Raw genomic sequence first — 23,416 nt, 5'->3', positions numbered from 1 at the left:
GCCCCGTCCCGGCGGGCGCCGGCCTCTGGTGCGCTTGCGGAAACGGTCGTGCTGCGCCGGGATCGCGGCGGGCGGGGAAAGGCGGTGCCTTTCCTTCTCCGCCCGAAACGCGGGTCAGCTCATGCCAGCGCCGCCCGCACGGTTTCCGCCATCGGCACCGTCGGGCGCCCGATCAGCCGCGACAGCGTGCGGCTGTCGTCGTAAAGCGCCGCCGCCGTGCCCACCGCCGCATCGGATTGCGCCAGCGTCGCGGCAAAGGCGGCAGGCAGGCTGAAGCCTTCGAGCGCCCTGGCATAATCCGCCTGCGTCATATTCACATAGGCCACCGGCTTGCCCGCTTGCCTGGACACCTCGGCCGCAAGCTCGGCCATGGTGAAGGCGCTGTCCCCGGCCAGCTCGTAGACCTGCCCCTCGTGGCCCGGCTCCAGCGCCACCACAGCCGCGGCCTCGGCATAATCGGCGCGCGGCGCGGCGGCATATCTGCCCTCGCCCGCCGCCCCGATCAGCGCCCCGTGGTCCAGCGCCGCGCCAAGGTTGCCGGTCAGGTTTTCCGTATACCAGCCGTTGCGCAGGATCGTATACGCCACGCCCGAGGCCTTCAGCGCGGCCTCGGTCGCGATGTGATCGGCGGCGAGCAGCGTCATCGGCGAGGCCGCGCCCTTGAGCACCGAGGTATAGACGATCCGCCCCACCCCCGCGGCCTTGGCCGCCGCGATCGCGCTTCTGTGCTGCCCGGCGCGGTCGTTGAAATCATTGCTGGAAATCAGCACCAGCACCGAAACCCCGGCCAGCGCCGCCGCATCGGGGGCGGTATAGTCGAAGGCCCGGGCCTCGAACCCCGCGATGCGCGCGGGCGTGCGGGCAAGGGCGATGGGGGCTGCACCGCGGGCTTTCAGCGCGGCAAGCACAAGGGTTCCAAGTTGGCCGGTGGCGGCAGAGACGGCGATGGTCATGGGCATTCCTTTCATTGACTTGCCCGATCTGGCCACAGGTGCTATCAAAACGTAAGTACCAACATGAATGTAAGTATCCGAAAAACATGCACAGCCCCCCCGCCGTCCTTGCAGAGCTGCCGCGTGGCGATGTTCTGGCCGCCGACTGCCCGTCGCGGCAGATCCTGCAGCATGTCACCTCGCGCTGGGGGGGCCTTGTGATGATCGCCCTTGGCCGCGAGACGCTACGATTCGCGCAGCTGCGCCGCAAGATCGGCGGGATTTCCGAACGGATGCTGGCGCAGACGCTGCAGGTGCTGGAGGCCGACGGGCTGGTGGCGCGGCACGATCACGGCGAGGTGCCGCCGCGCGTCGATTACCGCCTGACGCCTGCGGGCTGGGAAATCGCCACACGGGTCTTTGCGCTGACCGACTGGATCGAGACGCATCTGCCCGATCTGCTGGCGCAGCGGGCGGAGACGGCTCAGGCCTTGGGCTGACCGAAGCGGGCGAGGATATGATCGCGGATCTGGTCGCGGGTCTGGCGGTAGTAATGCAGCCGCGCCTCGCGGCCCTCGCCAAGGCCGGTCGGGTCCATGATCGCCCAGTGCGCGACCTCGATGTGGTAAAACCGCGTCAGATCAAGCGCCTGATGGTAAGAGGCGGGCGAGAGCGCGATGACCAGATCAAAAGCCCCCAGATCGTCGCCCATCTCCTTGAGTTCATGGAAACTTCTGGCCTGATGCCGCTCCAGGTTCACGCCGATTTCGGCACAGACGGCAATCGCGAACCCATCAGTGTCCAGATCGGCCTTGACCCCCACCGACTGCACATAGACCTCGCGGCCGTAGAACTGCTTCATCATCCCCTCGGCCATCGGCGAGCGCGTCGCGTTATGGTCGCAGCAGAACAGGACGGCGTTGGGAAGCTTGCCCATCAACTCACCGGGGTCAGCACGCAAACAAGGGTGAAGAGCCGCCGGGCGGTGTCGATGTCGATCTCGGCCTTGCCCGAAAGGCGCTCCTGCAACACCCGAGCGCCCTCGTTGTGGATGCCGCGCCGGGCCATGTCGACCGCCTCGATCTGGCTGGGCGGAAGTTTCTTCACCGCCTCGAAATAGCTTTCGCAGATCTGGAAATAATCCTTCACCACCTGGCGGAACGGGCCGAAACTCAGGTGGAATTCCGCCACCTTGGCGCCGCTTTCAAGGCAGGTATCGAAGACCAGCCGCCCGTCACGCACCGAGAGCGTCAGCGCAAACGGCCCCTCGGGCGCTGCGCCGCCGTCCCTGCCGGGGATCACCCAGCTGTTGTCCTCGAGCAGATCAAAGACCGCGACGCGGCGTTCCTGTTCGATTTCGGGCGTCGGCGCGGGCAGGCCCGAATCGTCGATCTCAAGGCGGGTGATGCGGCTCATTCTGTCGCCTTTTCGTTCAATGCATCCAGACGCGCGCGGACCGAAAGCCCATGCGCCTGCAGGCTTTCCGAGATCGCCAGCGTCTCGGCGGCGGGGCCGATGGCGCGCAGGGCCTCGGGCGTCATTTTCGCCAGCGTCGTGCGCTTGAGGAAATCCATCACCGAAAGGCCCGAGGAAAACCGCGCCGAGCGCGCCGTGGGCAGAACGTGGTTCGGCCCGCCGACATAATCACCGATCGCCTCGGGCGTCCATTGGCCCAGGAAGATCGCGCCCGCATGGGTGATCTGACCTGCGAGCGCCTCGGGGTCGGCGACGCAAAGCTCAAGGTGTTCCGGCGCAACGCGGTTCGAAAGCATCGCGGCCTCGGCCAGATCGCGGGTGACAATGACCGCGCCGAAATCGCGCCAGCTGGCGCCTGCGATCGCGCGCCGCTCCAGCGTCTCCAGCCGCTTTTCCACCGCCGCCGTCACGGCCTTCGCGAACCCGGCATCGGGGGTCAGGATCAGCGCCTGCGCCGACTGGTCGTGTTCGGCCTGGCTCAGCAGATCGAGCGCCACCCAGTCGGGATTGGCCGTCGCATCCGCGATCACCAGAATTTCCGAGGGCCCGGCAATCATGTCGATGCCGACCCGGCCAAAGACGCGCCGCTTCGCCGCGGCCACGAAAGCGTTGCCCGGCCCGGTGATCTTGTCCACGGGCGCAATCGTCGCCGTGCCGTAAGCCAAGGCCGCCACCGCCTGCGCGCCGCCGATGCGGTAGACCGTGTCCACCCCGGCGATCTCGGCGGCGAGCAGCACCAGCGGATTGACCGCGCCCCCGGGCGTCGGACAGACGACCACGAGCCGCTCCACCCCCGCCACCTTGGCCGGGATCGCATTCATCAGCACCGAGGACGGATAGGAGGCAAGCCCCCCCGGCACGTAAAGCCCCGCCGCCGAGACCGGCGACCAGCGCCAGCCCAGCTCCGCCCCAGTGGCTTCGGTCCAGCGTTCCTCCCTCACCGGCATCTGCCGGGCGTGATAGGCGCGGATGCGCTCCGCCGCGAGTTCGAGCGCCGCGCGCTCGGCCGCGGGCACCTTGGCCACTTCCGCCGCGATCTCGGCCTTGGTGAAGGCCAGCGTCTCGGGCGTCAGATCGAGCCGGTCGAATTTCGACGTGTAATCGATCACCGCCGCATCGCCGCGGTCGCGCACCTCGGCAATGATCGCGGCCACCGTCGCATCGACATCGGGGCTGTCCTCGCGCTTCATCCCCAGCAGGGCGGTGAAACGGGTCTCGAAATCATCGGCATCGGTGGTCAGGAAATGCGGCATCATGGGCTCCTTCTGGACCAAGGGGATAGAGCGAAGCGGGACGCGGGGCAAGCTTCGCGCGCGGCCGCGCCCTGCGGCATCCGTCGCGAAAGGGCGTATTTGGACCAAGAAAAAGCATGTGGTTTTTTCTTGGTCCAAATACGCCTCTGCCTGCGGGCCGGGCGCGGCGTTTCAGATCAGGCGCTTGTGCAGCGGATGGCCCAGCAGCCAGCCGCCGCCGCGGTCGTCCGTCTGCCAGCCCTGGCGGCGGTAGAAGCCAAGCGCCGTGTTGCTGGCGGTCAGCCGCGCCTCGACGCGGCCCAGCGCGCGCAATTCCTCTTCCAGCGCCGCCAGAAGGGCGCGGCCACAGCCCTTGCCCTGCGCCCCGGGGGCGGCAAAGAGCAGCCGGATCCGGCCCTGCCCGTCGGGCTGGTGGCGCCAATCGATCCCGCCCACGGCGACGATGCCGTCCGGTTCCGCGACGAACAGCCGCTGCTCGGGGTCGCGCAGGATCGCAGCAAGCGCCACCGGGCTGTGCGAGGCGACCCAGGGGCGGATGCGCTCCGGGTCGTCATGGTGATCGGCCCGGCACAGAGCGGTGATCGAGGCCGCGATCAGCGCCGAGAGGACGGGCAGTTCCCCGGATCTTGCAGGACGGATCATCCCCCCGGCCCGCCTAGTCCGGGTGGCGCGGCGCCTGGCCCGAAACGGCCCGGTAAGGCCGCGTCACATCGCGCAGATCAACGGCCAGGCATTCGACCCCGGCGGCAATCGCCCCATCCCCCGCAAGGGTGAGCACCACGCGCCCTGCCCCCTCGGCCCCCGGCTCGAAGCCGATGTCGAGCAGCGAGAGCACCAGATCGGCATCCTTGCGGTCAAACCCCTGCGAGGCGACCTGGATCACATCCGAGATCACCAGCAGCGCCTGCACCCGCTCGTAGGGGCGGCGCTCGGCCTCGGCCGCGGACTTGTCCTCCCAGCGGAAGCGGTTGAGCAGCATCGAAAGCCGCCGCGCCTTCGGCTCGTAGCGGATTTCGCTTGCCGGCAGCACGGCATCCTGCACCAGCGCCGCGATCACACCCAGATCCGCCGCGCTTTCGGCGCGCAGGCTCAGCGGCCCTTCGGCCCCGTCGTCAAACCGTGCATCCCGGCTCATTCGCCTTTCACCCGTTCGATCTGCGCCCCGACCGCGCGCAGTTTTTCTTCCACCCGTTCGTAGCCGCGATCAAGGTGGTAGACCCGGCTGACCACCGTTTCGCCCTCGGCCGCCAGACCGGCCAGAATCAGCGACACTGAGGCCCGCAAATCCGTTGCCATGACCCGCGCCCCTTTCAGACGCGCGACGCCATGCACCTTTGCCACGCCGCCATGCACCTCGATCCTTGCGCCCATCCGCGCCAGTTCGGGCGCATGCATGAAGCGATTCTCGAAAATCCGCTCTTCCAGCACCGAAGTCCCCTCGGCCGTGCAGAGCAAAGCCATCATCTGCGCCTGCAGGTCGGTCGGGAAACCGGGGAAAGGCTCGGTCACCACATCGACGGCGCGGATGCGGCAGTTCTTGCGTTTCACCTTGAGGCCGCGCGCGGTTTCCTCGACCGAGATCCCCGCGGCATCGAGTTTCTCGCAGAAGCTTTCGACCAGCGCGATCCGGCCGCCGAGGCACTCCACCTCGCCGCCGCAGATCGCCGGGGCAAGCATGTAAGTGCCCAGCTCGATCCGGTCGGTGACGACGGGATGAGTCGCCCCGTGCAGCCGGTCGACGCCCTGAATGGTGATTTCCGACGTGCCCTCGCCCGCGATCTGCGCCCCCATCGCCCGCAGGCATCGGGCAAGATCGACGATTTCAGGCTCGCGCGCGGCGTTTTTCAACACCGAGCTGCCCTTGGCCAGCACCGCCGCCATCAGGAAATTTTCGGTCGCGCCGACGGAGGCAAAGCGCATCTCATGCACCGCGCCCTTCAGCCCACTGCGCGCCTGGGCGTGCAGATAGCCTTCCTTCAGCTCGATCTCGGCGCCAAGCGCGGTCAGCGCGTCGATGTGAATGTCCATCGGCCGCGCGCCGATGGCGCAGCCGCCGGGCAGCGAGACGACCGCATGGCCCAGCCGCGCCAGCAGCGGGCCCAGCACCAGATTCGAGGCCCGCATCTTGCGCACGATGTCATAATCGGCGACCGGGTTGATCTCGCCGTGGCAGGAGGTGGCGAGCACCTTGCCGTCTTGCAGCGCGGTGACCTCGGCGCCGAGGCTGGCCAGAAGCTGGGTCATCGTGCGGATGTCGGAAAGCCGCGGCGCATTGGTCAGCGTCAGCGGTTCCTCGGACAGAAGCGTCGCAGGCATCAGCGCCAGACAGGCGTTCTTGGCCCCCGCAATCGGGATCTGCCCGGAAAGCGGCCCGTTGCCGCGCACAAGGATACTGTCCACTCGATTAGTCCTCCGGGCCGGTTTCGGCCGTCTCGTTGTTGGTGTCCTCGGCGGAACGCGCCCGTGCCTGGGCCTTGCGCCGCGTCAGATTGGCGCGCAGGGCAGCGGCCAGACGCTCTTCGCGCGTGGTTTCAGGGGCGTTTTTCCGGCTGGGGGTGTCTTTTGTCATGGGCCCTTTTAGCGAGGCCGAAGAAATGTGTCGAGAGAGGGTGAATATTTGGCTTGCGCACCCCGCCCGAGTCGTCTAAATCCGCGCCACGGTCGGAAGCGACCAGCGTGAAAGCGCCGGATGCTGCAGTAGCTCAGTGGTAGAGCACTCCCTTGGTAAGGGAGAGGTCGAGAGTTCAATCCTCTCTTGCAGCACCATTTTTTCTGCCTAAATGTCAAGAAGATGGCTGCTATCAAGGGCTTAGTTTGACTTCGGTTCTACACCGGGGTTCCACACCATGGTCTTGCAGATGGCCCGCCCGCAGAAGAATCCGAAATCCGGCATCTATTATTTCCGTCAGAAAACGCCCGCCGATCTGGTGGCGGTCTTCGGCCGCAAGGAGGTCAGCTGGTCGCTCGGCACAAAAGACCCGACCGAGACCAAGGCCCGCAACATCGATGCGGTGCGCAAACAGGCCCTGATCTGGGACCGGCTGCGCAAGCGCCCGGAGCCGCTGCCGCATCAGCAGATCGTCGCGCTCTCGGGGGTGCTTTATCGCGACCACATGGCGGCGCTGGAACTGGAGCCGGGCGAGCCGGGCGTCTGGGTCGAAACGCTCAAGCTTCTGGACCGTGCTGCCGCCCCAGTCGCGCCCCTACCGAGGTTCTACACCGCGCTTGACAAAGGCGACAAATTATCCTTATAAATCAATATTTAACGAGGAAAATTGCCGGATTCAATCCTCTCTTGCAGCACCATCCCATCCCCTTGATCTTAAAGCAAACCCTCAAATTCAAGGCGCTGGTGCCATTTCAGCTGCCCAAATGGGGCATCGGTGGTGGCGGGACGATGGAGCGTCGGCAGGGTCTGACCGCTGACACGCTCTTGGGATCGCCACCGCCTTTCTGGCGCAACTGGCGGGCAACGCTCCGCCTCAGAGCGTCAGCCACAGATAAAGCGGCATGCCGAAGGTCAGGTTGAAGGGAAAGGTCACCCCCAGCGCCATCGTCAGCGAGATCCCCGGCTCCGCCTCGGGCAGCGCCATCCGCATCGCCGCCGGCACCGCGATATAGGAAGCCGAGGCCGCCAGCACCACAAGCAGGAACAGGCTGCCGCCCGAAAGCCCGATCAGCGTGCCGGTCCCCAGCGCCAAAGCGGCCCCGGCGAGCGGGATCAGCACCCCTGCCGCCAGCAATCCGGGCGTCAGGAAATGCCGCGCGCCGATCAGGCTGCGCCCCGCCGTCACCCCCATGTCGAGCAGGAACAGGCACAGGATGCCGGTGAAGGGCGTCACGATGAAGGGCGCGATCATCGCCATCCCCCGGTCGCCGGTCAGCGCGCCGATGCCGAAGGCGCCGACCAGAAGCACGATCGAGCCATTGGCCAGCACCTCGCGCCCAAGCCGGATCGGCTTTGCCGCCACGCCGCCGCCACGATGCGCCAGCCACAGCGCCGAGACGATGGCCGGGGCCTCCATAGCGGCGGCGACCGCGACCATGTAGCCGTCATGCGCGATCCCGGCGCTGTCCAGCAGGCTGGTCGCGGTGACGAAGGTCACGATCGAGATCGAGCCGTAATGTCCCGCAACCGCCGCCGCATTCAGCCGGTCAAGCCGGGTCATCGCCCGCAGCAGCGCATAGGCCAGAACCGGCAGCACCAGCGACAGCGCCACCCCCGCCAGCAGCGTCACGAACAGATCGGCGCTGATGCCATGCGCTGCCAGGCTCACCCCGCCCTTGAAGCCGATCGCCAGCAGCAGATAGATCGACATGAACTTCGCCGCCCCCTCAGGGATCGACAGGTCAGAGCGCGCAAAGGCCGCGATCAGGCCAAGCGCGAAGAACAGGATCGTCGGCACAAGCAGATTCTGCGCCAGAAGGTCGAGTGGGGCGGTCATGTCAGGCTCCTTTGCATGTCCGCGCAGCGATGCATGCGGAGCTTGCATTAGCCAAATACTTAGTTTCTACTGGTTTCATAGTCAGAGGCTATGCAATGCGCCCCACCCTGCGTCAGCTGGAATATATCGTCGCCGTTGCCCGCCTTGGCCGCTTCGGCCTTGCGGCGGCGGCGCTGAATGTCAGCCAGCCAAGCCTCTCGGCGCAGATCGCCGAGGTCGAGGCCGATCTGGGCACCCGGCTCTTTCTGCGCGATCGCGCCGGGGTGCGGCCCACCGCCGCGGGCGCCGAGGTGATCCGCCGCGCCCAGAAGATCCTGCGCGAAGTCGAGGATCTGCGCGCCAGCGTGACCCATGGCCTGCCCTTCGGCGGGCGGCTGCGACTGGGGGTGCTGCCCTCGATCGGGCCTTATCTGCTGCCGGGGGCGATCGCCTCGATTCACCGCGCCCAGCCCGGGCTGCGCGTGGCGGTGCGCGAGGAAAACACCCAGCTGCTGGAACAGGGGCTGCGCGCGGGGCGCTTCGATCTGATCGTCTCGACGCCCGAGGACCACCCGAACACCCGCCAGGTGCATCTGTTCGGCGAGCGGCTCTGGATCGCGGTGGCGCGCGACGATCCGCTGGCGGCCTCAGAGGCGCCGGTGCGGCGCGAGGCTCTGCAGCGGCGGGTGTTCCTGACCCTGGATCGCGGGCATCGGTTGTCGCGGATCGTGCATGCGCTGGCCTCTGGCTGCGACGGGATCGTGTCGGATGATTACGAGGGCACCAGCCTTGATTCCCTGCGCCTGATGGCGGCTTCGGGGGCGGGGATCGCGGTTCTGCCCGAGCTTTACGCCCGCGAGCAGGCGGCGCTGCGCCGCGATGTCGCGCTGCGGCTCTTGCAGGTCGAGGGGGCGAGCCGCGACATCGCGCTGATCCAGCCGATCGGGGGCGAGGAGGTCGGAGCGGATCTGGTTCAGACCGCCCTGCGCGCTGCGGTTGCGGCGCTGGGATTGGGGCTGGGGGTTTCGGGGACAGATCTGATCCCGGCCCGCAAGGGACTGTGATCACGGCAAGGCCGGTTCTGACGCCGGCGCCCAGCCGCTATCCTGAAACTGGAACGAGGTGTTTTGGTAGATCGGCACGGCGACCGAGCCGGTTGCCGGATCGACGCGCCAGCTGCCGCCATGCAGGGCCAGAGTTTCGGGATGAAGGCTGTCGGTGGTCATGTCGGTGTGGTCCTGTTTTCGTGCCCCGTTCGGGCGCTTCTTGGAGTGTCGCCCTTGGGGGGGGCGGGTATCTGCAGAATCCTGACGCGCAACGAGGGTGCGCAAGTCAGTGCGCAACGCTTTGACACGACGACACGACGTTGTTTTTCGCGCTCGCGTTGCGGTGCTGGCATTGCCTCGGAATTCGTTACAAGCTCGATGGATTTGATTGATTATTGATAGCCGAGATTGCGAAGCGCGTTGTTTCAAAGTTGCCCGGCGCGGCGCGGGATTTGTTTTCTTGCCGACAGTGGAAAGGGAAGGATTGTTTTCGCACCTCTTCGCAGCATGCGCGGAAGCGACCCTCTGCTGGAGCTCTCGTCCCAGTCGGAATCGCGTTCGCTCATGCAGCCCCAACCTGATGACGAAGCTTGCCGCCAGGCCCCGATTTCACCTCACGCCGCCGCAATCCGAGAGCGGTGTAGAACGAAACTCGTCCCACCGGGCCGCTGCAAGGAAGGATCGTTCTGTTCGGCCCTCAAAAAGACGATTGAATTAGACAGGATTTATTTGGAACCCGTCGATGCGCAAGCGGGGCATCTGTCGAAAGCCGGTTGCGCAATTGGCGGTCGGACCCCGGCCGTCGAATCCGGAAGGCCAGAACATGCCGAAATCTCATTTCATGTGCGCGGTCTCTCTCGCTGTTTGCCGCAAGCTCGCCCCGCTATCTGCCGATCAGCGCGATCAGCAACACCATGCGCGACGCCATGCTGGCCCGCGGCCTGGTAACGCCCGAGCGCCTGCGTGAGCGAGGAGTGCGGTGAATGGCATGGTGTCACGTCCCCGGCACGGATTGTCCCTCTGCGCAGGCGGCGGAGGCCTTGATCTGGGCCTCATGCTCGCCGAACCCGGCTATCACACCCGCGCCTTCGTCGAATGGGAGGACTGGCCGCGCGCCGTCCTCATCGCTGCCCAGCGCGCGGGATACTTCGCCCCGGCCCCGATCTGGACCGACCTGCGCAGCTTCGACGCCCGCCCCTTCCGGGGCGCATTCGATGCCGTCCTCGCCGGATATCCCTGCCAGCCCTTTAGCGCGGCCGGAAAGCGCGGCGGCGCCGACGATCCCCGCCACCTCTGGCCCGACGTCGCCCGGGTCGACGACGTGTCAGGCGCGGTCTTCGAGCAGGAGATCACCGCCGACCTGCCCGCGAACACGCAATTCCTCTCGCCGCGGCTATTCCTGAACACCGGCGTCTCGGCCGCCGCCGTCGCCTATGACTGCGCCGGGGTCTATCTGGAAACCGATTACTGAGGCCCGTCTTGCAGGTCCGACCGGCGGCCCCTGCACTCGTGGCGAAGCAAAAGTCACTGCACCAGAACCGGCTGCAACATCCGATCGGTGTCGAGTTTCAGAGCGGCGCGCCAGAGCGGCGTCTTGAAGACCTCGCGGGCGGTATTGCCGTAGGGCACATCACGCGGTTGCATCAGAAGACCCGCCCATTCGAGCGGACGCAGCACGCAAGAGGAGAAGGCGGCCATGTCGCGCCAACCGGGCGTGTCCCAATCCTGCTCCTCGCCATAGAAGGCGGCAAAGAGCTTGCGCTCGGTGGTGCCAAGGTTCGCCTCGACACTGATGACATTCATCCAGACGTCCCATGTGCCGAAAGGGCGCTCGTCGAAACGCGCGTAGGAGGCATGGTCGATCTCGAAGAGGTAGTGGGGGATCAGCGCGGCGAAGAGCTGCCCCGGGGCCTGCGCCAACTCTGCGCCCCGTTTGGTCACACGGAATTCGCCCTTGTAATGCCGACCGAGGCGCAGGCTTGTCAGCAGGACGTGCAGCACTTCGAGCGGCGGGAACTCGAATTCGTTGATCACCTTGTTGTAGCGGAACATCTCTTCTGCGCTTTTTCCGGGCCAGTTGAAGGCCTCGGCCGCCCAATGCACAAAGACCCGCTTGAAGGCATTCGATTTCGTCAGACCGATGGCGCCGTGATCTTGCGCGTACCGCAAGGTCAGCAACGCCGCGCGCAGCAAGGGGGAATGCGCCAGGTCGGGATGGTCATCGGGCAGCGGGCGGAATTCGATCATGGGGCGATGCTGCCACAGCCATGGAGCAGAGGCCAGATGCGAGACGGCGCCGAAAGCGAGGAAGCTGTCTGCGGCCGCGTGCAACTCGACCTCACGCTGCGCGCGACGCGAAGCCAATCTTGCACGCGCGTTCATTTTTGCGTATCTTGAAGACAGTAGACGGAGGTCCCCATGTCCCAGACCACGACGATGACGGTCCGCATCAGCGGCGCACTGAGCGAGTTCGTGGCGTCGAACGTGGGCGAGAACGGGGCCTACGAGAACATCAGCGAATACGTCCGCGACCTGATCCGGCGCGACAAGGAACGGGTGGAGCGGGAGGCATTTGATCGCCTGAAGGCTGAGCTGACGCGCGCCTTCGCAGCGCCTGACGAAAGCTATCGCCCGTTGACCGCTGCCGAGGTGATCGCCCGGAACCGGGGCTGACGTCATGGCTGTCCGCGTCCAGGAGGCTGCATCGCTGCGGCTTGACGAGATCTACCGGTACACGCGCGACCGCTGGGGCGCCGAACAGGCGGATCGCTACATCACCGAGCTCTTCGCGGCGTTCGACCAGATCGTCAGCCATGGCGTCGCGTCACGCCCCATCCCGGCCGAGTTCGGGGTCGAAGGCTTCTACTTCCGGCACGCGCATCATTTCGTGTACTGGCGGCGACTGTCGAACGGGGACGTCGGCATCGTGACCATCCTGCACGAGCGCATGCACCAGATTGACCGGTTTCGGGATGATCTTCCGAAGTGAGGGATGGCTCCGGCCACGATCATGCCTCCCCTTGATGGGGGGGCTCGGTAAACGTTGACCTGGTGTTGACAAGAATTCCAAAAGCAAAAACCCGACTTTTTGCGTCGAGCTCTAACGTTCTGATTTATTTCAAGATTATGGTGTAAGCGGTGTCCTGATCACACCGTGACGGGGTAATTCCATGGAAGCAGATCGTCGATCTGGCTCTGCTTGTGGCCTTTGACGATGGCTGTGAGCGTGGCTGACAGCCATGCGTGGGGATCGACGCCATTCATTTTACAGGTCTCGATGAGCGAGGCGATGACGGCCCAGTTTTCTGCTCCGGCGTCGTGTCCTGCGAAGAGGGCGTTTTTGCGGTTCAAGGCGATGGGGCGGATGGTGCGTTCGACGGTGTTGTTGTCGATCTCGACGCGGCCATCGGTGAGGAAGCGGCCAGACTGTCGTGACCCTTGCGGAAGTCGATGGGCTTCGTGGCCACCATGATACGCACCCGGTTCGACGGGAAGATCACGGGCGGGCCTGCAGAGCCGTCACCAGTTCCGCGACCCGTGCCGCAGGCGTGGAAGCATCCAGTCGCACCGTCACAGGGCCAATGATCAGATCAATCGACACCGTCGCTTCCGGTGTCGCGATTGCCATCGGCGACGCCACGGGCGCTGCGAACTTTGCCCCCGCAATCTCGGGCACCACCAGCTTGCCATTCCGCGCCAGCGTCCGCCACGCCGAAAGGTGGTTCGCCTTCAGCGAATGGCGGTGAGCCACTTCGTTTACCGAGACACCCGCAACAAGCGTCTCCGCCACGATCCGACCCTTCGCCTCATCCGACCACCGCCGCTTGGCCGTCGGAGCCGCCAAAAGCTCCACAAACCCAACGGCCTCCATATGGCGCTCCTGATGGACTCCCATTGAAACCTCCCGTGCAAATATACCCACAGGGCCGCATCGCAGCTTACGGATTCAGCAGGAAGGTGGGGGCAGAACAGCGCTTACATTATGGTTGCGGGGGCAGGATTTGAACGTAAGCGATGGTTTTCCCCATTGAGGTCGAAGCTTTCCGCCTGAGCGTTTGCGGTTGATCCTTCGCGCGACTGCGTGCGGAGGCAAGAGATGGGCGAAGGGTTCATGGGATCGTTTCGGGTCCTGGACGAGACGATGGGGCGGCGGACGTGGCCTGACGAGGAGAAGCTGCGGATTGTCATGGAGAGCTACGTTCCCGGCGCCCGGGTCGGTGACGTGGCGCGGAAGTATCGCCTGCTTCCGTCGCAACTGACCACTTGGCGGCGGATGGCGCGCGAGGGGCGTTTCGGTCTGCCACCGGACGTGTCCGGCGTTCCGGATGTCGGCGCCTTCGTGCCGCTGATGCTGGATGGCGGGTCGGCGGCCCCTCAGGCGATCCGGGATGATCGGATCGAGATCGCGTTCGGCGAAGTGACGATCCGCCTGCCTGCCACGGTGTCGGCCGCACAGCTGGCCGAGATCGCCGGGGCACTTGGGGCGCGGCGCGGATGATCATCCCCGGCCAAAGGATGCCGATCGTGATCGCGACACGGCCTGTGGACTTTCGCTGTGGCCATGACGGGTTGGCGGCGAAGGTCCAGAACGAGCTGAAGCTCGATCCGCATTCCGGTTTGACGGTGGTGTTCCGATCGAAGCGCGGTGACCGGTTGAAGATCCTTGTGTGGGATGGCAGCGGCCTGGTGCTGATCTACAAGCGGCTGGAGAGCGGCAGCTTCGTCTGGCCGAAGGTGCAGGACGGGGCGATGCGGCTCTCGCGGGCGCAGTTCGAGGCGCTCTTCGAAGGTCTGGATTGGCGCCGGATGATGGCGCAGCGCATTGCCCCGCCGACTGCGGCGTGTTGAATCAATCCCCTTGTTTTGCTGGGTTCGGGGCGGTTCCTCGGGTAAAATCGGTCCATGTCCACCGCGCTCGACCCCGATCTTCTGGCCCAGTTGCCGCCCGCCTTGCGCGCGGCGCTCGAGGCGCAGGTTCAGGCGCTTGCGCTGGAGAATGCCGAATTGAAGAGCCGCAACGCGCGGCTTGAACATCTGGTGCGGGAGCTTCAGCGCGCCCGTTTCGGGCCGCGTTCCGAGAAGCTGCATCCCGAGCAGATGGAACTGGCATTCGAGGATATCGAAGTGGCGCTGGCTACGGCGACAGAAGAGCACGACACGGCCGTCTCGACCCGGACCGGGGAACGCCCGGCGCGGACACCGCGTGGCCCGCGGTCTCTGGCGAAGGATCTGCCGCGCGAAGAACGGGTGCTTGAGCCGAAGGATCTGAGCTGCCCTTGCGGCTGCGGGCAGATGGTGCGGATCGGAGAAGACCGGTCGGAACGGCTCGACGTGACGCCCGCGCAATTCCGGCTGATCATCACCATTCGCCCCCGCTACGCCTGCCCGAAGGGGCGCGCCGGGATCCGTCAGGCGCCGCCAGCCCCCGCCCTGATCGAAGGTGGTCTGGCCACCGAGGCACTCCTGGCGCATGTGGCGGTGGCCAAATTCGCCGATCACCTGCCCCTATACCGCCAAAGCCAGATCATGGCCCGGCAGGGGATCGAGATCGACCGTTCGACCCTGGCCGACTGGATGGGCAAGGTCAGTTTCCACATCGCCCCGATCGTCGACAGGATGGCCGCGGAGTTGAAACGCTCGGGCAAGCTCTTTGCCGACGAGACCACGATGCCGGTTCTGGCGCCCAGCACGGGCAAGACGAAGAAAGGCTTTATCTGGGCGATGTTGCGGGACGATCGGCCATGGGGCGGCGCCGACCCGCCGGGGGTCGTGTTCACCTATGCCCCCGGCCGGGCCGGCATTCACGCCGAGACGATGCTGAAGGGCTTCGAGGGTGTGCTGCAGGTCGATGGATACACGGGGTACAACCGCCTCGCCGATGGCCGACGGGCTGAAGGGGGCCGGGTGCAACTCGCCTTCTGCTGGGCACACGCAAGGCGCAAGCTGATCGACGCGCGCCCCGCCGCAGGATCCTCTTTCGTCGACGAGGCCCTGAACCGGATCGCCGAACTCTATGTCCTCGAAAAGGAAGTCCGTGGCCAGAGCCCTGAGGCCCGCCTGGCGACCCGGCAGGAACGCTCGGTGCCGCTGCTGACGGCGATGCACCCCTGGTTGTTGCAACAGGCGGCCCGGCTCCCGGCAAAATCGAACCTCGGGATGGCCGCTGCCTATGTCCTCGAACACTGGCCCGGCCTCATCCTCTTCGCCGGAGACGGCAGGATCGAGATGGACTCGAACCTCATCGAGAACCGCATCCGGCCGCTGACCCTTGGCCGCAAGAACGCCCTCTTTGCCGGCCATGACGAGGGCGGACAGTCCTGGGCGCGCTTCGCCTCGGTCATCGGCACCTGCAAGCTGAACGGTGTAGAGCCTTATGCTTGGCTGAAATCCACGCTCGAAGCGATTGCCGCCGGGCATCCGAACTCCCAGATCGACGCGCTGCTCCCGTGGAACTTCCCCAAGGCTGCAATCAAAACTGCAGCTTAAGCCGCAAACGAAGCCCTGTCAGGCGACCCGAACGGCTTCAAAAGCCGCAATCTCAATGGGGAAAACCATCGCTTACATTTGAACCTGCGGCCTTCAGGTTATGAGCCAATGGTAGAGCAAACTGAATAATCTGCGAAACCATCCACTTACGAGGCAAACATTTGTTCTGGCGCGATTTTGACCTTCGCAAACATCAGCGTTCGCACGGGTTCAGAAACAAAACTGGCAAGAAGCCCGCAGTCGCAGGTTGATGTGGCGTTGATGTAAACCATGCACCCATCCAACAGCAGGTTGCGCAGCACCATCGAAGTGCCGAGCGGCACATCAGTGACCTTACAGAGGCTGACCGGCACATCCCGCACCGCAGCGCGATATTAGCCCGGTTCAGCGCCGTTTCCTTCCAGCCGCGCAGTTTCAGATATAGCTCGACGATGTCGCTGTCTTCGTAGCGCTGGTCCAGGAAGTCCTCGAACCCGCATCCTCGAACCACGCCTGACCATCGCTCACCCAAGGGATCGGCCAAGCCGTGCAGATCGATCTCGAACTCCTCCAACGCGGGCATCAGGTGTTCGGCGACCATATCTTGCAGCCGTTCCCGCCAATCGCCTTAACGGCCGATGCAGGCCCGAAGGCCGGAAATGTCGTTACGTTCAGCAATTCTCCACCGACGCTCTCTTACCCGCAGCGACTTAGCCAAAATGGCCGCATCGCCTCATTAACAAAATTGTATAATTTTACGAAAACAATAGCTTAAAGATAATAAATTTTGAGGTCCTCCAGCAAGCTAGACAAGGAAGCGGTCGCCACGCGGGTGTATCGAACTAGCACAGGTGCTCGATAGAACCCACCCGGCAGCCCTATGCTGAGCAAGATTTGTCGCGCAAGGATGACGATAGACGTTGCCTGCGCCCAAAGAAAGCACCGCCGGCGAACCAACAACACGGGGCTGCTGAACGGCGCCCTGCACTGCGGCGCCATGATGTGGAATGACCAGCAGATCAGGGTTCGTAGGGTTATTCCACTTCACTCCTTTATAGTCTGCATCGCCTGGAAGCAGGGCAACCTTTCCATTAGACAACGTCGCAGTGAGCACCAATCCTGAGTTATTCCGTATTTCTGACTTCTTAACGCAATGGCGCGGATCCCCATAAGTTATAACCAAATTGTGACCACTGGAGAAACGTTTCGGCCAACTAGAAAAGGGGCCAATACTTATCAGTTTTCCACTCGCAGCTAATTGCCTTGCGACAAACAATGCTCCAGGCCCAAGATCCTGAACGGGCGTTACCCACAGGCAATTCTTTAGCATGGGCCAAACGTGATAGCCGTGAAGGTGGTCCCAGTCCCAGTGCGAAAGAATAACTATCCCCGCCTTATCTGGTACTGGAAGGACGGAGGGTGCTGTGTGCATATTGTAAGAGATTGGCCAGCCCACGTCGAAATGAATGGCAGTTGACTTACCATCATCGATTATGGAAACGAAATTCGCGTGACCGACGTCCATTACACGAATACGCTGAGGCTGAATTCTTCGAAGAGAGTGCTGTAAGCTGCTCAGTTGATGCGCTGAAGTGGGGGAACTGTATTTTTGTCCCGCTTTAAACAATGAGGCCGCCAACTGCTTTCCCCTATTACCCGCCGCCCCCAGCGAGCGTGGTAGCTCAGGGTCCACCTCGAACAACTCGATGTCTTCAACGCTATAATTCACAATACTATCGTATCCACGCTCGCCGAGGGGGCATACCTGAGCCAAAGGGCCACTTGCTCGCCGTCTGGGGCCAACGTAGAGAGCAATCCACTGACCAACGAGATCGTCGGGATTCTCAGCAGAATCTGGTCTATTTGCGACCTCAGCAAACTTCCTGGCAGTTGTCATGATGCGAACTAGAGACAATGAATTTCTTTTCCACGGAAAAGTATCCTTATCAAGGCTATCGAAATCCAAACCCGCATCCACAGCGTCAATAATGAAGGTGTAGCGGCTCAAATACCCACCAAAATGCCTATCAACGCTTTCAATGCGCCCAACGAATTTTCGACCTTCAGTAGCCTCGACGGGCTTAGTAAAGAGCATAGGTGGCCACCAATATCCCCTAAGAGCCCAAGTTCAAATCGACCAACGCACGCTCTTAGATATCCTGTTGCGTCTTCTCGAACTTTTAGGACAGTTCGACTCCACAAATCTGTACGACAGAACTCGTACAAAGCATAGTGGCTTCAGTCTCGCGGGTGGAGAGCGAGATTTCTGGATCACACATCCTGTCGACCACGGCACTTCACTTTACCCGCAGAAGCACGAAGCCCTTGCTCCGAAGATAGCCGTTCACTTGCCCACAGTTTCCTTCTCGCCCCCCTCTTGCGCCGAATCGGAAGTCCATGCAGCTTTCCTGTCCGAGGTGAGCAGCCCTCAGCCAAAAGCAAAAGAAACCATCGATACGGCATTCATGACACACCACCCAGCAGGGGAACGATCGGCTTGAGTCCGCCGTATTGGTGACCCTCTCGCCCAGAACGAAGGTTGCCAGACGGTTTGGAGCTGATCCCCTCCCTTGATCTGATCGAGGATGGTGCATCATGGCCTTGCCGCCGCGTGTCTATTTTACCCTGCACGAAGTTTCAGCCCGCTGGGGCTGCAACATCGCGGACATTGCAGGCTGGGCAGACGCAGGCCGGTTCCGGATTCTTACAGGCATCTTCCCGGTGCGCTGCGGTCAGGACATCATCGCGGGCAAGGTCGCGCTGTCGCCCATGGACCTGCTCCCCCTGTTTCGCCGCTGCGGGACCGGGCCGACAGAGGGCATTGTCCGGCGCATTCTGCCCCTCGAAAAGAGCGATTGGCTGCTGATCACTGATCCCGCCGGTGGCATCCCGGTCGCGATCGCCGACATGATGATCCTCGCCGAGGAGGTGCACGCCTTCGAGGAAGAAAACGACATGGTGCGGCGCGTCGCAACAACTGCCGGCGCCTCGACCAATTACGACTGGGAGGGCATGACGATCGCCCTGATCGTGCGCATCCATGATCGCGGCCTGCCCGCCACGCAAGCCGAGTTGGTCGCCGAGATGCAGGACTGGTTCGCGGATCGGTCGGACGGCAAGAAGATGCCCGATGAGCGCAGCATTCGTCGAAAGGTCACGCCGATCTGGCGGGCCCTGCGGCGGGAGGAGGCCTGAACCCGTTGCGCGCGGGGAGGTGTCAGGCCGATTTCCACTCGGCCTGATCTTCGGCATCATGAACCAGCCGAGGCTTCGGCCGGAAGGCGCTGGCCACGGCATCGACCCCGGCGCGCAGCGGCGAGTCCATCAGGTGGGCATACCGCAAGGTCGTCTGCATCTGGCTGTGGCCCAAGAGCTTGCCGATCATTTCGAGCGAGGCGCCGCCGCTGACCAGGAGCGAGGCGAAGGTGTGTCGCAGGTCATGTATCCGGACGTCCTGCAGCCCGCATTGCTTCTGCACCCGCGCCCAGAACCGGCGCACCTCCTGTACGGGCTGGCCCGGCGTGTCGCCCGGGAACAGCCACGGCGAGCCCTTCGGCACCAGAAGCAGCCGCTGGCGCACGATCGCAGCGGTCTCGTCCGAAATCGGCACGCGGTGGGCGCGGCGCTGTTTCGTCATGGTGGGGGGCTTAGACCAGCTCAGGTGTTCGAGGTTGAACTGTTCAAACCGGGCCTGACGCACCTCCCCCAGCCGCGCGCCCGTCAGCATGCACATCCGGATGATGTCAGCCGCGCGCCGATCCTCGGCGGCGTCCAGTGCAGCCGCGAGGCTCGCGATTTCTTCCTTCGACAGAAAACGTTCGCGCGGGGTTTCGGTGCGGCGGTAGAAGCGCTGGGCAGGATTGTCCTCGCACCAGCCCCACTGGACCGCCAGCGCGAACATCTTGCGCAGCATCTCCCCGACCCGGTTGGCGCGCACCGGGGTGGGTTTGGCGCCCTGCAACTTGCGCGCCCGGTTGTTGGGCTTTTCCTTGTGCGGGCGCGCACGACCTTCGGCAATTTGCGCCAGCAGCTTGTCGACGTCGCTCGGCGTGATTTCGGTTACAAGCTTGCGCGCCCAGACCCGTGCCACCAACTTCGTCAGCGACGACCGCTGATCCGCCGCATTGTGGGCCGAGAGTTTCGGCAGATGCTCGGCGCAGTAGCGTTCGATCAGATCGGCCACGCGCGGGGCTTCGCGCTTTGCCGCGCGCTGGCCCAAGGGATCGCCCCCGGCGTCGATTTCACGTCGTAGTTCCTTGGCCCGCTCCCGGGCGGCGGCCACCGACCATTCCGGCCAGCGGCCAAAGGTCATACGCCGTTGCCGCCCGGCATGGCGGTAGTCGATGGTGAAGGCCCGCCCCCCACCACGGTAGATGCAGACGGCGAAACCGCGCAGGTCGGTGTCGAAGATCTGGTAATCGCGGCCGGGCGTGGGCTCGGCTTCTCGAAGGACTTTTTCCGTGAGCTTGATGCGTTGCGGCATGCGTCTCGTCCTGATTGCCACCGACATGAGGCGTGGTTTCGCCTGAATTGCAAGCCAAGCATGCGGGCTGGGGCGGCGCATAGGCGCTGACCGGCGTAGAGATCGCCAGATGCGTGCCACCCCTTGTTTTATTGGCGTTTCCGCATCGCTTCTCCGCCCAGCGCGGATAACCTCCGGCGCTTGATGCTCCCGATTTCCACGGGAATGACCGAGGCGACCTGAAACAACGCCTATTCCCACCGCCGCAATTCTGTAAATCCCAAAGGAAATCAGAGGGTGGCAAGGGGCTCATGCCGGGTGCCGCCCCCTCTTTGCCCGTCAATGCCGGTAAATCACCTGTAAATCCGACTGTTCGCAGCCGGATGCCGTTTCGACACCGTTCGGCCCCTTGCGCGTCTCTACGCCGGTCTCCGCCGCTTCTTCGGCAAAATCCCGTTTCCGCCAATAAAACAAGGGGTGGCACGCGTGCGGCAGTTTCAACGCCGCTCAGCGCCTATGCGCCACCCTTCCGGCTCTGCCCTGATGGTTCTCGCAACCGGCCCCCACCCCGGGAGCCAGAAATGGGAGAGCCCGATGTCGCACCTCGGATCAATGCCAGACCCGAAGGAAAAGCCCCGCACGCTGCTGGTCGGCTGGATCAGCCGTCTCGACCTCGCGCTGGAACTCGGCCTTTCGGTCGATACCCTGCGCCGCTGGGAGGCGATGCGCACGGGGCCGCCCTGTGTCCGCGCCGGGCGCAAGGTCTATTACCGCCGCGCCGCCGTCGAGGAATGGCTGGAGGAGCAGGAACAGGCTGCCCCGCGCCGCCGTCGCAGCGGGGGGCGCCGGTGATGACCACCCTCCCCCGCAACGCCGCCTGGCCTGCCGATCGCGTAGCCGAGGCGCGTGCCGTCATCGCCGATGCCGCGCATCACAGCGACCAGTTGCTTTGTCTCGCCTGCAATGTCCTCGCCACCCATGGCGAGAGCGCCGCCGAGCGGGCCGACGCCCGGCGCCTCCAGCTGGTGATCGACGCGCGGCGCCCCATCACCCGCGCCCAGCGCGAAGATCAGGGGAGGGTCGCGCAATGAAACGCCGAGGCACCCCCGAGGCCGATCTGCAGCGTGCCGTCGTGCAGGCGCTGCGCATCGCCCTGCCCCGCTCGGCCATCATCCACCACTGCGCCAACGAGGTGACCGAGGCCGGGCCGCGCGGTGCGAAGCGCCAGGCGATCCTCGTCGGTATGGGCGTCCATACCGGGTTCGCCGATCTGATGGTCCTTTCCGGCGGCCGCATCCTGTTCCTCGAACTGAAGGCACCGAAGGGTCGGCTGCGGCCGGAACAGGAGGCGTTCCGCGACGCCGTGCAGGCGCAGGGTTTCGGCTGGGCGCTGGTGCGCAGTCTCGACGACGCGCTGGGCGCGCTGGCCGATCACGGCTTCACCACGCGCATCGCCCCCACCCAGCGGAGGCCCGCGCCATGAGCCACGAGGCCACCAACTGGGCCATCAAGCAGCGCGGGTTGAAGCCGACGACGAAGATCGTGCTCTGGCACCTTTGCGACCGGTTCAACCCCGATTACGGCTGCTTTCCCTCGCAGGACCGGCTGGCGCATGACTGCGAGATCAGCCGGTCGACGCTGAACGATCACCTTGGCCAGCTCGAAGCCGTGGGTCTGCTGCGGCGCGTGCCGCGGCTGGATCCAGTGACCAAGCGCCAGCTGCCGACCCGCTACATTCTGGGGTTCGAGCCGGGCTTCACACCTGCGGCTGTGGTGCCGTGTCCGGAAATCGGACACGGTGAAAACGCGGGCACAGAAAGCCCCGACGGTACAGACGCTTCGGCCATGGAGGACTCGGCCGATGCCCTGCCGTGTCCGGATTTCGGACACGGGATCGATGCGGAAACCGTGTCCGATTTTCCGGGGAACCCGTGTCCGGAAAATGCCGAAAGCCGTGTCCGAAATTCGGACACTAACCCTGTAAGAGAACCTTTAAGAGAACCAGTAAAGGAGGAGGAGGGCGCGCAAGCGCGCGCGGCGATTTCCGATGAGGTTTTCGGGGCACTGCTCGACGCGCTGGGCCTCGACTGCGCCGCCCTGCCCGGCTGGTGGCAAGGCTGGCCGCCGCGGCTGCACTTCCAGCGCTGGCGCGACGAGCTCGGGCTGACCGAGGCCGAGATCATCGCCACGGCCGAAGCCTCCCGCCAGGAACACCCCGAACCGCCCGATGGCCCAAAGGCGCTCGACCGCGCCATGCAGCGCGCCGCCCAGCGCAAGGCCGAGAATGTTGGTCGGCAGCGGGGCAAGCCCAAGCGGCCCCCTGCCCCGCCCGCGCCCCCGATCACCGACCCGGCCGCCTTCTACGCCGATCTGATCAACTCCGACCGCTATCTTCCAATCAGCGCGATCAGCAACACCATGCGCGACGCCATGCTGGCGAGGGGCCTCGTCACGGCCGAGCGCCTGCGCGAGCGAGGAGTGCGATGAGCCTGCATCGACCGGTCGGCCACACAGGCGGCAAACGCGCGAAACGCGCGCTGGGCGTGCAGCCCGCCCTGGAATGGGCATTCAGGATCGAGAAGGCCCAGTTGGAGCTCCCCCTGCCCAAGGACGTCACCGAGGAGGGCTTTGGCTGCGGCCTCGAATACGTCCTCCTTCAACGCGCCGCTCTGGGCTGCAAGATCGACGGCGGCCAGCACAAGATCGGCGGCTACACCCACGAGGACGCCGAAGTGATCGCCGCCACCGTCGCCGGTATCCCCGACACGCTCGGCGGCAAGCGCATGGCAATCCGCGTCGCCGAACTGGCCCGCGCGGGGTTGACCCCCGACTGGATGCCCGGCGCAGTGCCGCGTTGCGTGCCGGTTGAGGTCAAGCGCAACCAACATGGCGAGCGGGCGACGACCATCGTGGTGGGCATTGAGCGTATCCTGACCCGCGGCAAATGGCGCACTGTCGAGGTTCTGGCCTGCCCCGTCACCTTCTCGCCCCACCCGCAGCAGATCGCTTCGGCGCGGCAGGCTTATGAGGACTGGCGGCAGGCGCTGGGCTGGGTGCGCGAGGGGTTGATCGTTGGCAGGATGCTGCGGGAGATAGAAGTGACGGCGGTGATGCCGATGGCGCAGCCTTGGAAGAAGGGGGGAAATCGATGCTGAGGCGGATGACTATCTGCCACAATTGCCGCTTTGCATCCGCGGCAATTGGTTGACGCGGTCAAGCACATAGGCTCTGCATCTCCACCACTCAGGACCAACCGTGCCGTTACCAATTCTCCTCCGAGCCGGATCTTCCGCTTTGCCCTAGGATTTGTTCCCTATATGTTCTAGTTTCAATTTCGACACCTGCCTGACAATGTGCT

At 64.5% G+C, this 23,416-nt stretch carries 31 protein-coding genes, 1 tRNA gene and 1 pseudogene; 17 read left to right on the top strand and 16 right to left on the bottom strand.

The features are described 5' to 3' along the window. Positions 1 to 119: 119 nt before the first annotated feature. Positions 120 to 953 (bottom strand): NAD(P)H-binding protein, encoded by an 834-nt coding sequence (locus AC4PTB_RS05150; RefSeq protein WP_492192003.1) that lies wholly within the window; start codon positions 951 to 953, stop codon positions 120 to 122. 86 nt (positions 954 to 1,039) lie between these two features. On the opposite strand from AC4PTB_RS05150, the gene AC4PTB_RS05145 reads away from it, so the two are divergent. Further along, positions 1,040 to 1,432, top strand: a complete 393-nt coding sequence (locus AC4PTB_RS05145; RefSeq protein ID WP_492192002.1) for a winged helix-turn-helix transcriptional regulator — start codon at positions 1,040 to 1,042, stop codon at positions 1,430 to 1,432. Here AC4PTB_RS05145 and AC4PTB_RS05140 read toward each other — a convergent pair. The 7 genes from AC4PTB_RS05140 to AC4PTB_RS05110 all read right to left on the bottom strand — a co-directional run bounded on the left by AC4PTB_RS05140 (position 1,417) and on the right by AC4PTB_RS05110 (position 6,230). Beyond that, positions 1,417 to 1,869: an arsenate-mycothiol transferase ArsC gene (locus AC4PTB_RS05140; protein ID WP_492192001.1), complete on the bottom strand. Its 453-nt coding sequence runs from the start codon at positions 1,867 to 1,869 to the stop codon at positions 1,417 to 1,419. The two genes, AC4PTB_RS05145 and AC4PTB_RS05140, sit on opposite strands and share 16 nt — an antisense overlap. Then, entirely contained in the window at positions 1,869 to 2,348 is a 480-nt protein-coding gene (locus AC4PTB_RS05135; protein WP_492192000.1) for a UPF0262 family protein, read from the bottom strand. The genes AC4PTB_RS05140 and AC4PTB_RS05135 overlap by 1 nt, the downstream gene beginning before the upstream one ends. After that, positions 2,345 to 3,661 carry a histidinol dehydrogenase gene (hisD, locus tag AC4PTB_RS05130; RefSeq protein WP_492192584.1) on the bottom strand — a complete coding sequence of 439 codons (1,317 nt, stop codon included), beginning with the start codon at positions 3,659 to 3,661 and terminating at the stop codon, positions 2,345 to 2,347. The genes AC4PTB_RS05135 and hisD overlap by 4 nt, the downstream gene beginning before the upstream one ends. Before the next feature lie 171 nt (positions 3,662 to 3,832). Next, positions 3,833 to 4,303, bottom strand: coding sequence for a GNAT family N-acetyltransferase (locus tag AC4PTB_RS05125; RefSeq protein WP_492191999.1), 471 nt, complete (start codon positions 4,301 to 4,303; stop codon positions 3,833 to 3,835). Positions 4,304 to 4,316: 13 nt separating this feature from the next. Continuing rightward, complete coding sequence (locus AC4PTB_RS05120; protein ID WP_492191998.1) at positions 4,317 to 4,796, bottom strand: DUF2948 family protein; 480 nt, start codon at positions 4,794 to 4,796, stop codon at positions 4,317 to 4,319. Then, complete coding sequence (murA, locus tag AC4PTB_RS05115) at positions 4,793 to 6,061, bottom strand: UDP-N-acetylglucosamine 1-carboxyvinyltransferase (protein WP_492191997.1); 1,269 nt, start codon at positions 6,059 to 6,061, stop codon at positions 4,793 to 4,795. The genes AC4PTB_RS05120 and murA overlap by 4 nt, the downstream gene beginning before the upstream one ends. A gap of 4 nt (positions 6,062 to 6,065) precedes the next feature. After that, the gene (locus AC4PTB_RS05110) at positions 6,066 to 6,230 is read right to left on the bottom strand and encodes a hypothetical protein (RefSeq protein ID WP_492191996.1); all 165 of its coding nucleotides are present in this window, start codon (positions 6,228 to 6,230) and stop codon (positions 6,066 to 6,068) included. A 122-nt stretch (positions 6,231 to 6,352) separates the two neighbouring features. Here AC4PTB_RS05110 and AC4PTB_RS05105 point away from each other — a divergent pair. Together AC4PTB_RS05105 and AC4PTB_RS05100 are read left to right on the top strand one after the other, a co-directional pair. Continuing rightward, positions 6,353 to 6,427, top strand: a tRNA-Thr gene (locus AC4PTB_RS05105). A gap of 92 nt (positions 6,428 to 6,519) precedes the next feature. Next, positions 6,520 to 6,915: a DUF6538 domain-containing protein gene (locus tag AC4PTB_RS05100; RefSeq protein WP_492191995.1), complete on the top strand. Its 396-nt coding sequence runs from the start codon at positions 6,520 to 6,522 to the stop codon at positions 6,913 to 6,915. Between the two features lie 228 nt (positions 6,916 to 7,143). Here the strand turns inward: AC4PTB_RS05100 and AC4PTB_RS05095 are convergent, their stop codons facing one another. Then, positions 7,144 to 8,106 carry a sodium-dependent bicarbonate transport family permease gene (locus AC4PTB_RS05095; protein ID WP_492191994.1) on the bottom strand — a complete coding sequence of 321 codons (963 nt, stop codon included), beginning with the start codon at positions 8,104 to 8,106 and terminating at the stop codon, positions 7,144 to 7,146. A gap of 95 nt (positions 8,107 to 8,201) precedes the next feature. On the opposite strand from AC4PTB_RS05095, the gene AC4PTB_RS05090 reads away from it, so the two are divergent. Beyond that, complete coding sequence (locus tag AC4PTB_RS05090) at positions 8,202 to 9,149, top strand: LysR substrate-binding domain-containing protein (protein WP_492191993.1); 948 nt, start codon at positions 8,202 to 8,204, stop codon at positions 9,147 to 9,149. Here AC4PTB_RS05090 and AC4PTB_RS05085 read toward each other — a convergent pair whose 3' ends face one another. Further along, positions 9,150 to 9,311 carry a hypothetical protein gene (locus AC4PTB_RS05085; protein ID WP_492191992.1) on the bottom strand — a complete coding sequence of 54 codons (162 nt, stop codon included), beginning with the start codon at positions 9,309 to 9,311 and terminating at the stop codon, positions 9,150 to 9,152. An 874-nt stretch (positions 9,312 to 10,185) separates the two neighbouring features. On the opposite strand from AC4PTB_RS05085, the gene AC4PTB_RS05080 reads away from it, so the two are divergent. After that, positions 10,186 to 10,602, top strand: a complete 417-nt coding sequence (locus AC4PTB_RS05080) for a DNA cytosine methyltransferase (protein ID WP_492191991.1) — start codon at positions 10,186 to 10,188, stop codon at positions 10,600 to 10,602. Positions 10,603 to 10,655: 53 nt separating this feature from the next. Here the strand turns inward: AC4PTB_RS05080 and AC4PTB_RS05075 are convergent, their stop codons facing one another. Further along, positions 10,656 to 11,378 carry a hypothetical protein gene (locus AC4PTB_RS05075; RefSeq protein WP_492192583.1) on the bottom strand — a complete coding sequence of 241 codons (723 nt, stop codon included), beginning with the start codon at positions 11,376 to 11,378 and terminating at the stop codon, positions 10,656 to 10,658. Between the two features lie 171 nt (positions 11,379 to 11,549). Here AC4PTB_RS05075 and AC4PTB_RS05070 point away from each other — a divergent pair, with 171 nt between their 5' ends. Both AC4PTB_RS05070 and AC4PTB_RS05065 read left to right on the top strand, forming a co-directional pair. After that, positions 11,550 to 11,804 (top strand): ribbon-helix-helix domain-containing protein, encoded by a 255-nt coding sequence (locus tag AC4PTB_RS05070; protein WP_444461748.1) that lies wholly within the window; start codon positions 11,550 to 11,552, stop codon positions 11,802 to 11,804. Between the two features lie 4 nt (positions 11,805 to 11,808). Beyond that, positions 11,809 to 12,120: a type II toxin-antitoxin system RelE/ParE family toxin gene (locus AC4PTB_RS05065; protein ID WP_492191990.1), complete on the top strand. Its 312-nt coding sequence runs from the start codon at positions 11,809 to 11,811 to the stop codon at positions 12,118 to 12,120. A gap of 158 nt (positions 12,121 to 12,278) precedes the next feature. Here the strand turns inward: AC4PTB_RS05065 and AC4PTB_RS05060 are convergent. Continuing rightward, a pseudogene (locus tag AC4PTB_RS05060) lies at positions 12,279 to 12,551 on the bottom strand (transposase domain-containing protein); the annotation flags it as partial. Between the two features lie 76 nt (positions 12,552 to 12,627). Continuing rightward, positions 12,628 to 13,026, bottom strand: a complete 399-nt coding sequence (locus AC4PTB_RS05055) for a transposase (protein WP_492190504.1) — start codon at positions 13,024 to 13,026, stop codon at positions 12,628 to 12,630. Between the two features lie 201 nt (positions 13,027 to 13,227). Between AC4PTB_RS05055 and AC4PTB_RS05050 the strand changes: the two genes are divergently transcribed. From AC4PTB_RS05050 to tnpC, 3 genes are read left to right on the top strand one after another with little or no spacing between them, the layout of a single operon-like run. Continuing rightward, positions 13,228 to 13,629 carry a transposase gene (locus tag AC4PTB_RS05050; protein ID WP_492191246.1) on the top strand — a complete coding sequence of 134 codons (402 nt, stop codon included), beginning with the start codon at positions 13,228 to 13,230 and terminating at the stop codon, positions 13,627 to 13,629. 17 nt (positions 13,630 to 13,646) lie between these two features. After that, complete coding sequence (tnpB, locus tag AC4PTB_RS05045) at positions 13,647 to 13,979, top strand: IS66 family insertion sequence element accessory protein TnpB (protein WP_492191247.1); 333 nt, start codon at positions 13,647 to 13,649, stop codon at positions 13,977 to 13,979. Between the two features lie 54 nt (positions 13,980 to 14,033). Beyond that, positions 14,034 to 15,617, top strand: a complete 1,584-nt coding sequence (gene tnpC / locus AC4PTB_RS05040) for an IS66 family transposase (protein ID WP_492191248.1) — start codon at positions 14,034 to 14,036, stop codon at positions 15,615 to 15,617. A 146-nt stretch (positions 15,618 to 15,763) separates the two neighbouring features. Here the strand turns inward: tnpC and AC4PTB_RS05035 are convergent, their stop codons facing one another. After that, positions 15,764 to 15,970, bottom strand: coding sequence for a hypothetical protein (locus AC4PTB_RS05035; RefSeq protein ID WP_492191989.1), 207 nt, complete (start codon positions 15,968 to 15,970; stop codon positions 15,764 to 15,766). 173 nt (positions 15,971 to 16,143) lie between these two features. Between AC4PTB_RS05035 and AC4PTB_RS05030 the strand changes: the two genes are divergently transcribed. Further along, positions 16,144 to 16,371, top strand: coding sequence for a hypothetical protein (locus AC4PTB_RS05030; RefSeq protein WP_492191988.1), 228 nt, complete (start codon positions 16,144 to 16,146; stop codon positions 16,369 to 16,371). Between the two features lie 30 nt (positions 16,372 to 16,401). Here AC4PTB_RS05030 and AC4PTB_RS05025 read toward each other — a convergent pair whose 3' ends face one another. Continuing rightward, positions 16,402 to 17,691: a ComEC/Rec2 family competence protein gene (locus AC4PTB_RS05025; RefSeq protein WP_492191987.1), complete on the bottom strand. Its 1,290-nt coding sequence runs from the start codon at positions 17,689 to 17,691 to the stop codon at positions 16,402 to 16,404. Between the two features lie 500 nt (positions 17,692 to 18,191). Between AC4PTB_RS05025 and AC4PTB_RS05020 the strand changes: the two genes are divergently transcribed. Next, positions 18,192 to 18,791 carry a hypothetical protein gene (locus tag AC4PTB_RS05020; protein WP_492191986.1) on the top strand — a complete coding sequence of 200 codons (600 nt, stop codon included), beginning with the start codon at positions 18,192 to 18,194 and terminating at the stop codon, positions 18,789 to 18,791. 22 nt (positions 18,792 to 18,813) lie between these two features. Here AC4PTB_RS05020 and AC4PTB_RS05015 read toward each other — a convergent pair whose 3' ends face one another. After that, positions 18,814 to 20,079, bottom strand: a complete 1,266-nt coding sequence (locus AC4PTB_RS05015; protein ID WP_492191985.1) for a tyrosine-type recombinase/integrase — start codon at positions 20,077 to 20,079, stop codon at positions 18,814 to 18,816. A gap of 573 nt (positions 20,080 to 20,652) precedes the next feature. Between AC4PTB_RS05015 and AC4PTB_RS05010 the strand changes: the two genes are divergently transcribed. Genes AC4PTB_RS05010 through AC4PTB_RS04990 form a run of 5 tightly spaced genes read left to right on the top strand, consistent with a single transcriptional unit; the run spans position 20,653 to position 23,213 of the window. After that, positions 20,653 to 20,910 (top strand): helix-turn-helix transcriptional regulator, encoded by a 258-nt coding sequence (locus AC4PTB_RS05010; RefSeq protein ID WP_444452249.1) that lies wholly within the window; start codon positions 20,653 to 20,655, stop codon positions 20,908 to 20,910. After that, on the top strand, positions 20,910 to 21,149 hold the full coding sequence (locus AC4PTB_RS05005) for a hypothetical protein (RefSeq protein WP_492191984.1): 240 nt from the start codon (positions 20,910 to 20,912) through the stop codon (positions 21,147 to 21,149). The genes AC4PTB_RS05010 and AC4PTB_RS05005 overlap by 1 nt, the downstream gene beginning before the upstream one ends. Further along, complete coding sequence (locus AC4PTB_RS05000; protein WP_492191983.1) at positions 21,146 to 21,541, top strand: VRR-NUC domain-containing protein; 396 nt, start codon at positions 21,146 to 21,148, stop codon at positions 21,539 to 21,541. The genes AC4PTB_RS05005 and AC4PTB_RS05000 overlap by 4 nt, the downstream gene beginning before the upstream one ends. Then, complete coding sequence (locus AC4PTB_RS04995) at positions 21,538 to 22,545, top strand: helix-turn-helix domain-containing protein (RefSeq protein WP_492191982.1); 1,008 nt, start codon at positions 21,538 to 21,540, stop codon at positions 22,543 to 22,545. Before AC4PTB_RS05000 ends, AC4PTB_RS04995 begins: the two co-directional genes overlap by 4 nt. Beyond that, positions 22,542 to 23,213 carry a hypothetical protein gene (locus tag AC4PTB_RS04990; protein WP_492191981.1) on the top strand — a complete coding sequence of 224 codons (672 nt, stop codon included), beginning with the start codon at positions 22,542 to 22,544 and terminating at the stop codon, positions 23,211 to 23,213. Before AC4PTB_RS04995 ends, AC4PTB_RS04990 begins: the two co-directional genes overlap by 4 nt. Positions 23,214 to 23,416 lie beyond the last annotated feature (203 nt).

It is taken from the genome of Rhodobacter sp. 4.3.4, assembly GCF_058724655.1.
This window is presented reverse-complemented; position numbering and strand designations above follow the sequence as displayed.

What these genes read in the sequence shown, in the direction of transcription:
- AC4PTB_RS05070 (WP_444461748.1), top strand. Translation starts at nt 11,550, where the DNA reads ATGTCCCAGACCACGACGATGACGGTCCGCATCAGCGGCGCACTGAGC.
- AC4PTB_RS05145 (WP_492192002.1), top strand. Translation starts at nt 1,040, where the DNA reads ATGCACAGCCCCCCCGCCGTCCTTGCAGAGCTGCCGCGTGGCGATGTT.
- AC4PTB_RS05000 (WP_492191983.1), top strand. Translation starts at nt 21,146, where the DNA reads ATGAAACGCCGAGGCACCCCCGAGGCCGATCTGCAGCGTGCCGTCGTG.
- AC4PTB_RS05055 (WP_492190504.1), bottom strand. Translation starts at nt 13,026, where the DNA reads ATGGGAGTCCATCAGGAGCGCCATATGGAGGCCGTTGGGTTTGTGGAG.
- AC4PTB_RS05120 (WP_492191998.1), bottom strand. Translation starts at nt 4,796, where the DNA reads ATGAGCCGGGATGCACGGTTTGACGACGGGGCCGAAGGGCCGCTGAGC.
- AC4PTB_RS05050 (WP_492191246.1), top strand. Translation starts at nt 13,228, where the DNA reads ATGGGCGAAGGGTTCATGGGATCGTTTCGGGTCCTGGACGAGACGATG.
- AC4PTB_RS05090 (WP_492191993.1), top strand. Translation starts at nt 8,202, where the DNA reads ATGCGCCCCACCCTGCGTCAGCTGGAATATATCGTCGCCGTTGCCCGC.
- AC4PTB_RS05065 (WP_492191990.1), top strand. Translation starts at nt 11,809, where the DNA reads ATGGCTGTCCGCGTCCAGGAGGCTGCATCGCTGCGGCTTGACGAGATC.
- AC4PTB_RS05125 (WP_492191999.1), bottom strand. Translation starts at nt 4,303, where the DNA reads ATGATCCGTCCTGCAAGATCCGGGGAACTGCCCGTCCTCTCGGCGCTG.
- hisD (WP_492192584.1), bottom strand. Translation starts at nt 3,661, where the DNA reads ATGCCGCATTTCCTGACCACCGATGCCGATGATTTCGAGACCCGTTTC.
- AC4PTB_RS04990 (WP_492191981.1), top strand. Translation starts at nt 22,542, where the DNA reads ATGAGCCTGCATCGACCGGTCGGCCACACAGGCGGCAAACGCGCGAAA.
- AC4PTB_RS04995 (WP_492191982.1), top strand. Translation starts at nt 21,538, where the DNA reads ATGAGCCACGAGGCCACCAACTGGGCCATCAAGCAGCGCGGGTTGAAG.
- AC4PTB_RS05135 (WP_492192000.1), bottom strand. Translation starts at nt 2,348, where the DNA reads ATGAGCCGCATCACCCGCCTTGAGATCGACGATTCGGGCCTGCCCGCG.
- AC4PTB_RS05020 (WP_492191986.1), top strand. Translation starts at nt 18,192, where the DNA reads ATGGCCTTGCCGCCGCGTGTCTATTTTACCCTGCACGAAGTTTCAGCC.
- AC4PTB_RS05075 (WP_492192583.1), bottom strand. Translation starts at nt 11,378, where the DNA reads ATGATCGAATTCCGCCCGCTGCCCGATGACCATCCCGACCTGGCGCAT.
- AC4PTB_RS05150 (WP_492192003.1), bottom strand. Translation starts at nt 953, where the DNA reads ATGACCATCGCCGTCTCTGCCGCCACCGGCCAACTTGGAACCCTTGTG.
- AC4PTB_RS05085 (WP_492191992.1), bottom strand. Translation starts at nt 9,311, where the DNA reads ATGACCACCGACAGCCTTCATCCCGAAACTCTGGCCCTGCATGGCGGC.
- tnpC (WP_492191248.1), top strand. Translation starts at nt 14,034, where the DNA reads ATGTCCACCGCGCTCGACCCCGATCTTCTGGCCCAGTTGCCGCCCGCC.
- AC4PTB_RS05110 (WP_492191996.1), bottom strand. Translation starts at nt 6,230, where the DNA reads ATGACAAAAGACACCCCCAGCCGGAAAAACGCCCCTGAAACCACGCGC.
- AC4PTB_RS05140 (WP_492192001.1), bottom strand. Translation starts at nt 1,869, where the DNA reads ATGGGCAAGCTTCCCAACGCCGTCCTGTTCTGCTGCGACCATAACGCG.
- AC4PTB_RS05015 (WP_492191985.1), bottom strand. Translation starts at nt 20,079, where the DNA reads ATGCCGCAACGCATCAAGCTCACGGAAAAAGTCCTTCGAGAAGCCGAG.
- AC4PTB_RS05025 (WP_492191987.1), bottom strand. Translation starts at nt 17,691, where the DNA reads ATGCTCTTTACTAAGCCCGTCGAGGCTACTGAAGGTCGAAAATTCGTT.
- AC4PTB_RS05100 (WP_492191995.1), top strand. Translation starts at nt 6,520, where the DNA reads ATGGCCCGCCCGCAGAAGAATCCGAAATCCGGCATCTATTATTTCCGT.
- tnpB (WP_492191247.1), top strand. Translation starts at nt 13,647, where the DNA reads ATGCCGATCGTGATCGCGACACGGCCTGTGGACTTTCGCTGTGGCCAT.
- AC4PTB_RS05080 (WP_492191991.1), top strand. Translation starts at nt 10,186, where the DNA reads ATGCTCGCCGAACCCGGCTATCACACCCGCGCCTTCGTCGAATGGGAG.
- AC4PTB_RS05005 (WP_492191984.1), top strand. Translation starts at nt 20,910, where the DNA reads ATGACCACCCTCCCCCGCAACGCCGCCTGGCCTGCCGATCGCGTAGCC.
- AC4PTB_RS05095 (WP_492191994.1), bottom strand. Translation starts at nt 8,106, where the DNA reads ATGACCGCCCCACTCGACCTTCTGGCGCAGAATCTGCTTGTGCCGACG.
- AC4PTB_RS05010 (WP_444452249.1), top strand. Translation starts at nt 20,653, where the DNA reads ATGTCGCACCTCGGATCAATGCCAGACCCGAAGGAAAAGCCCCGCACG.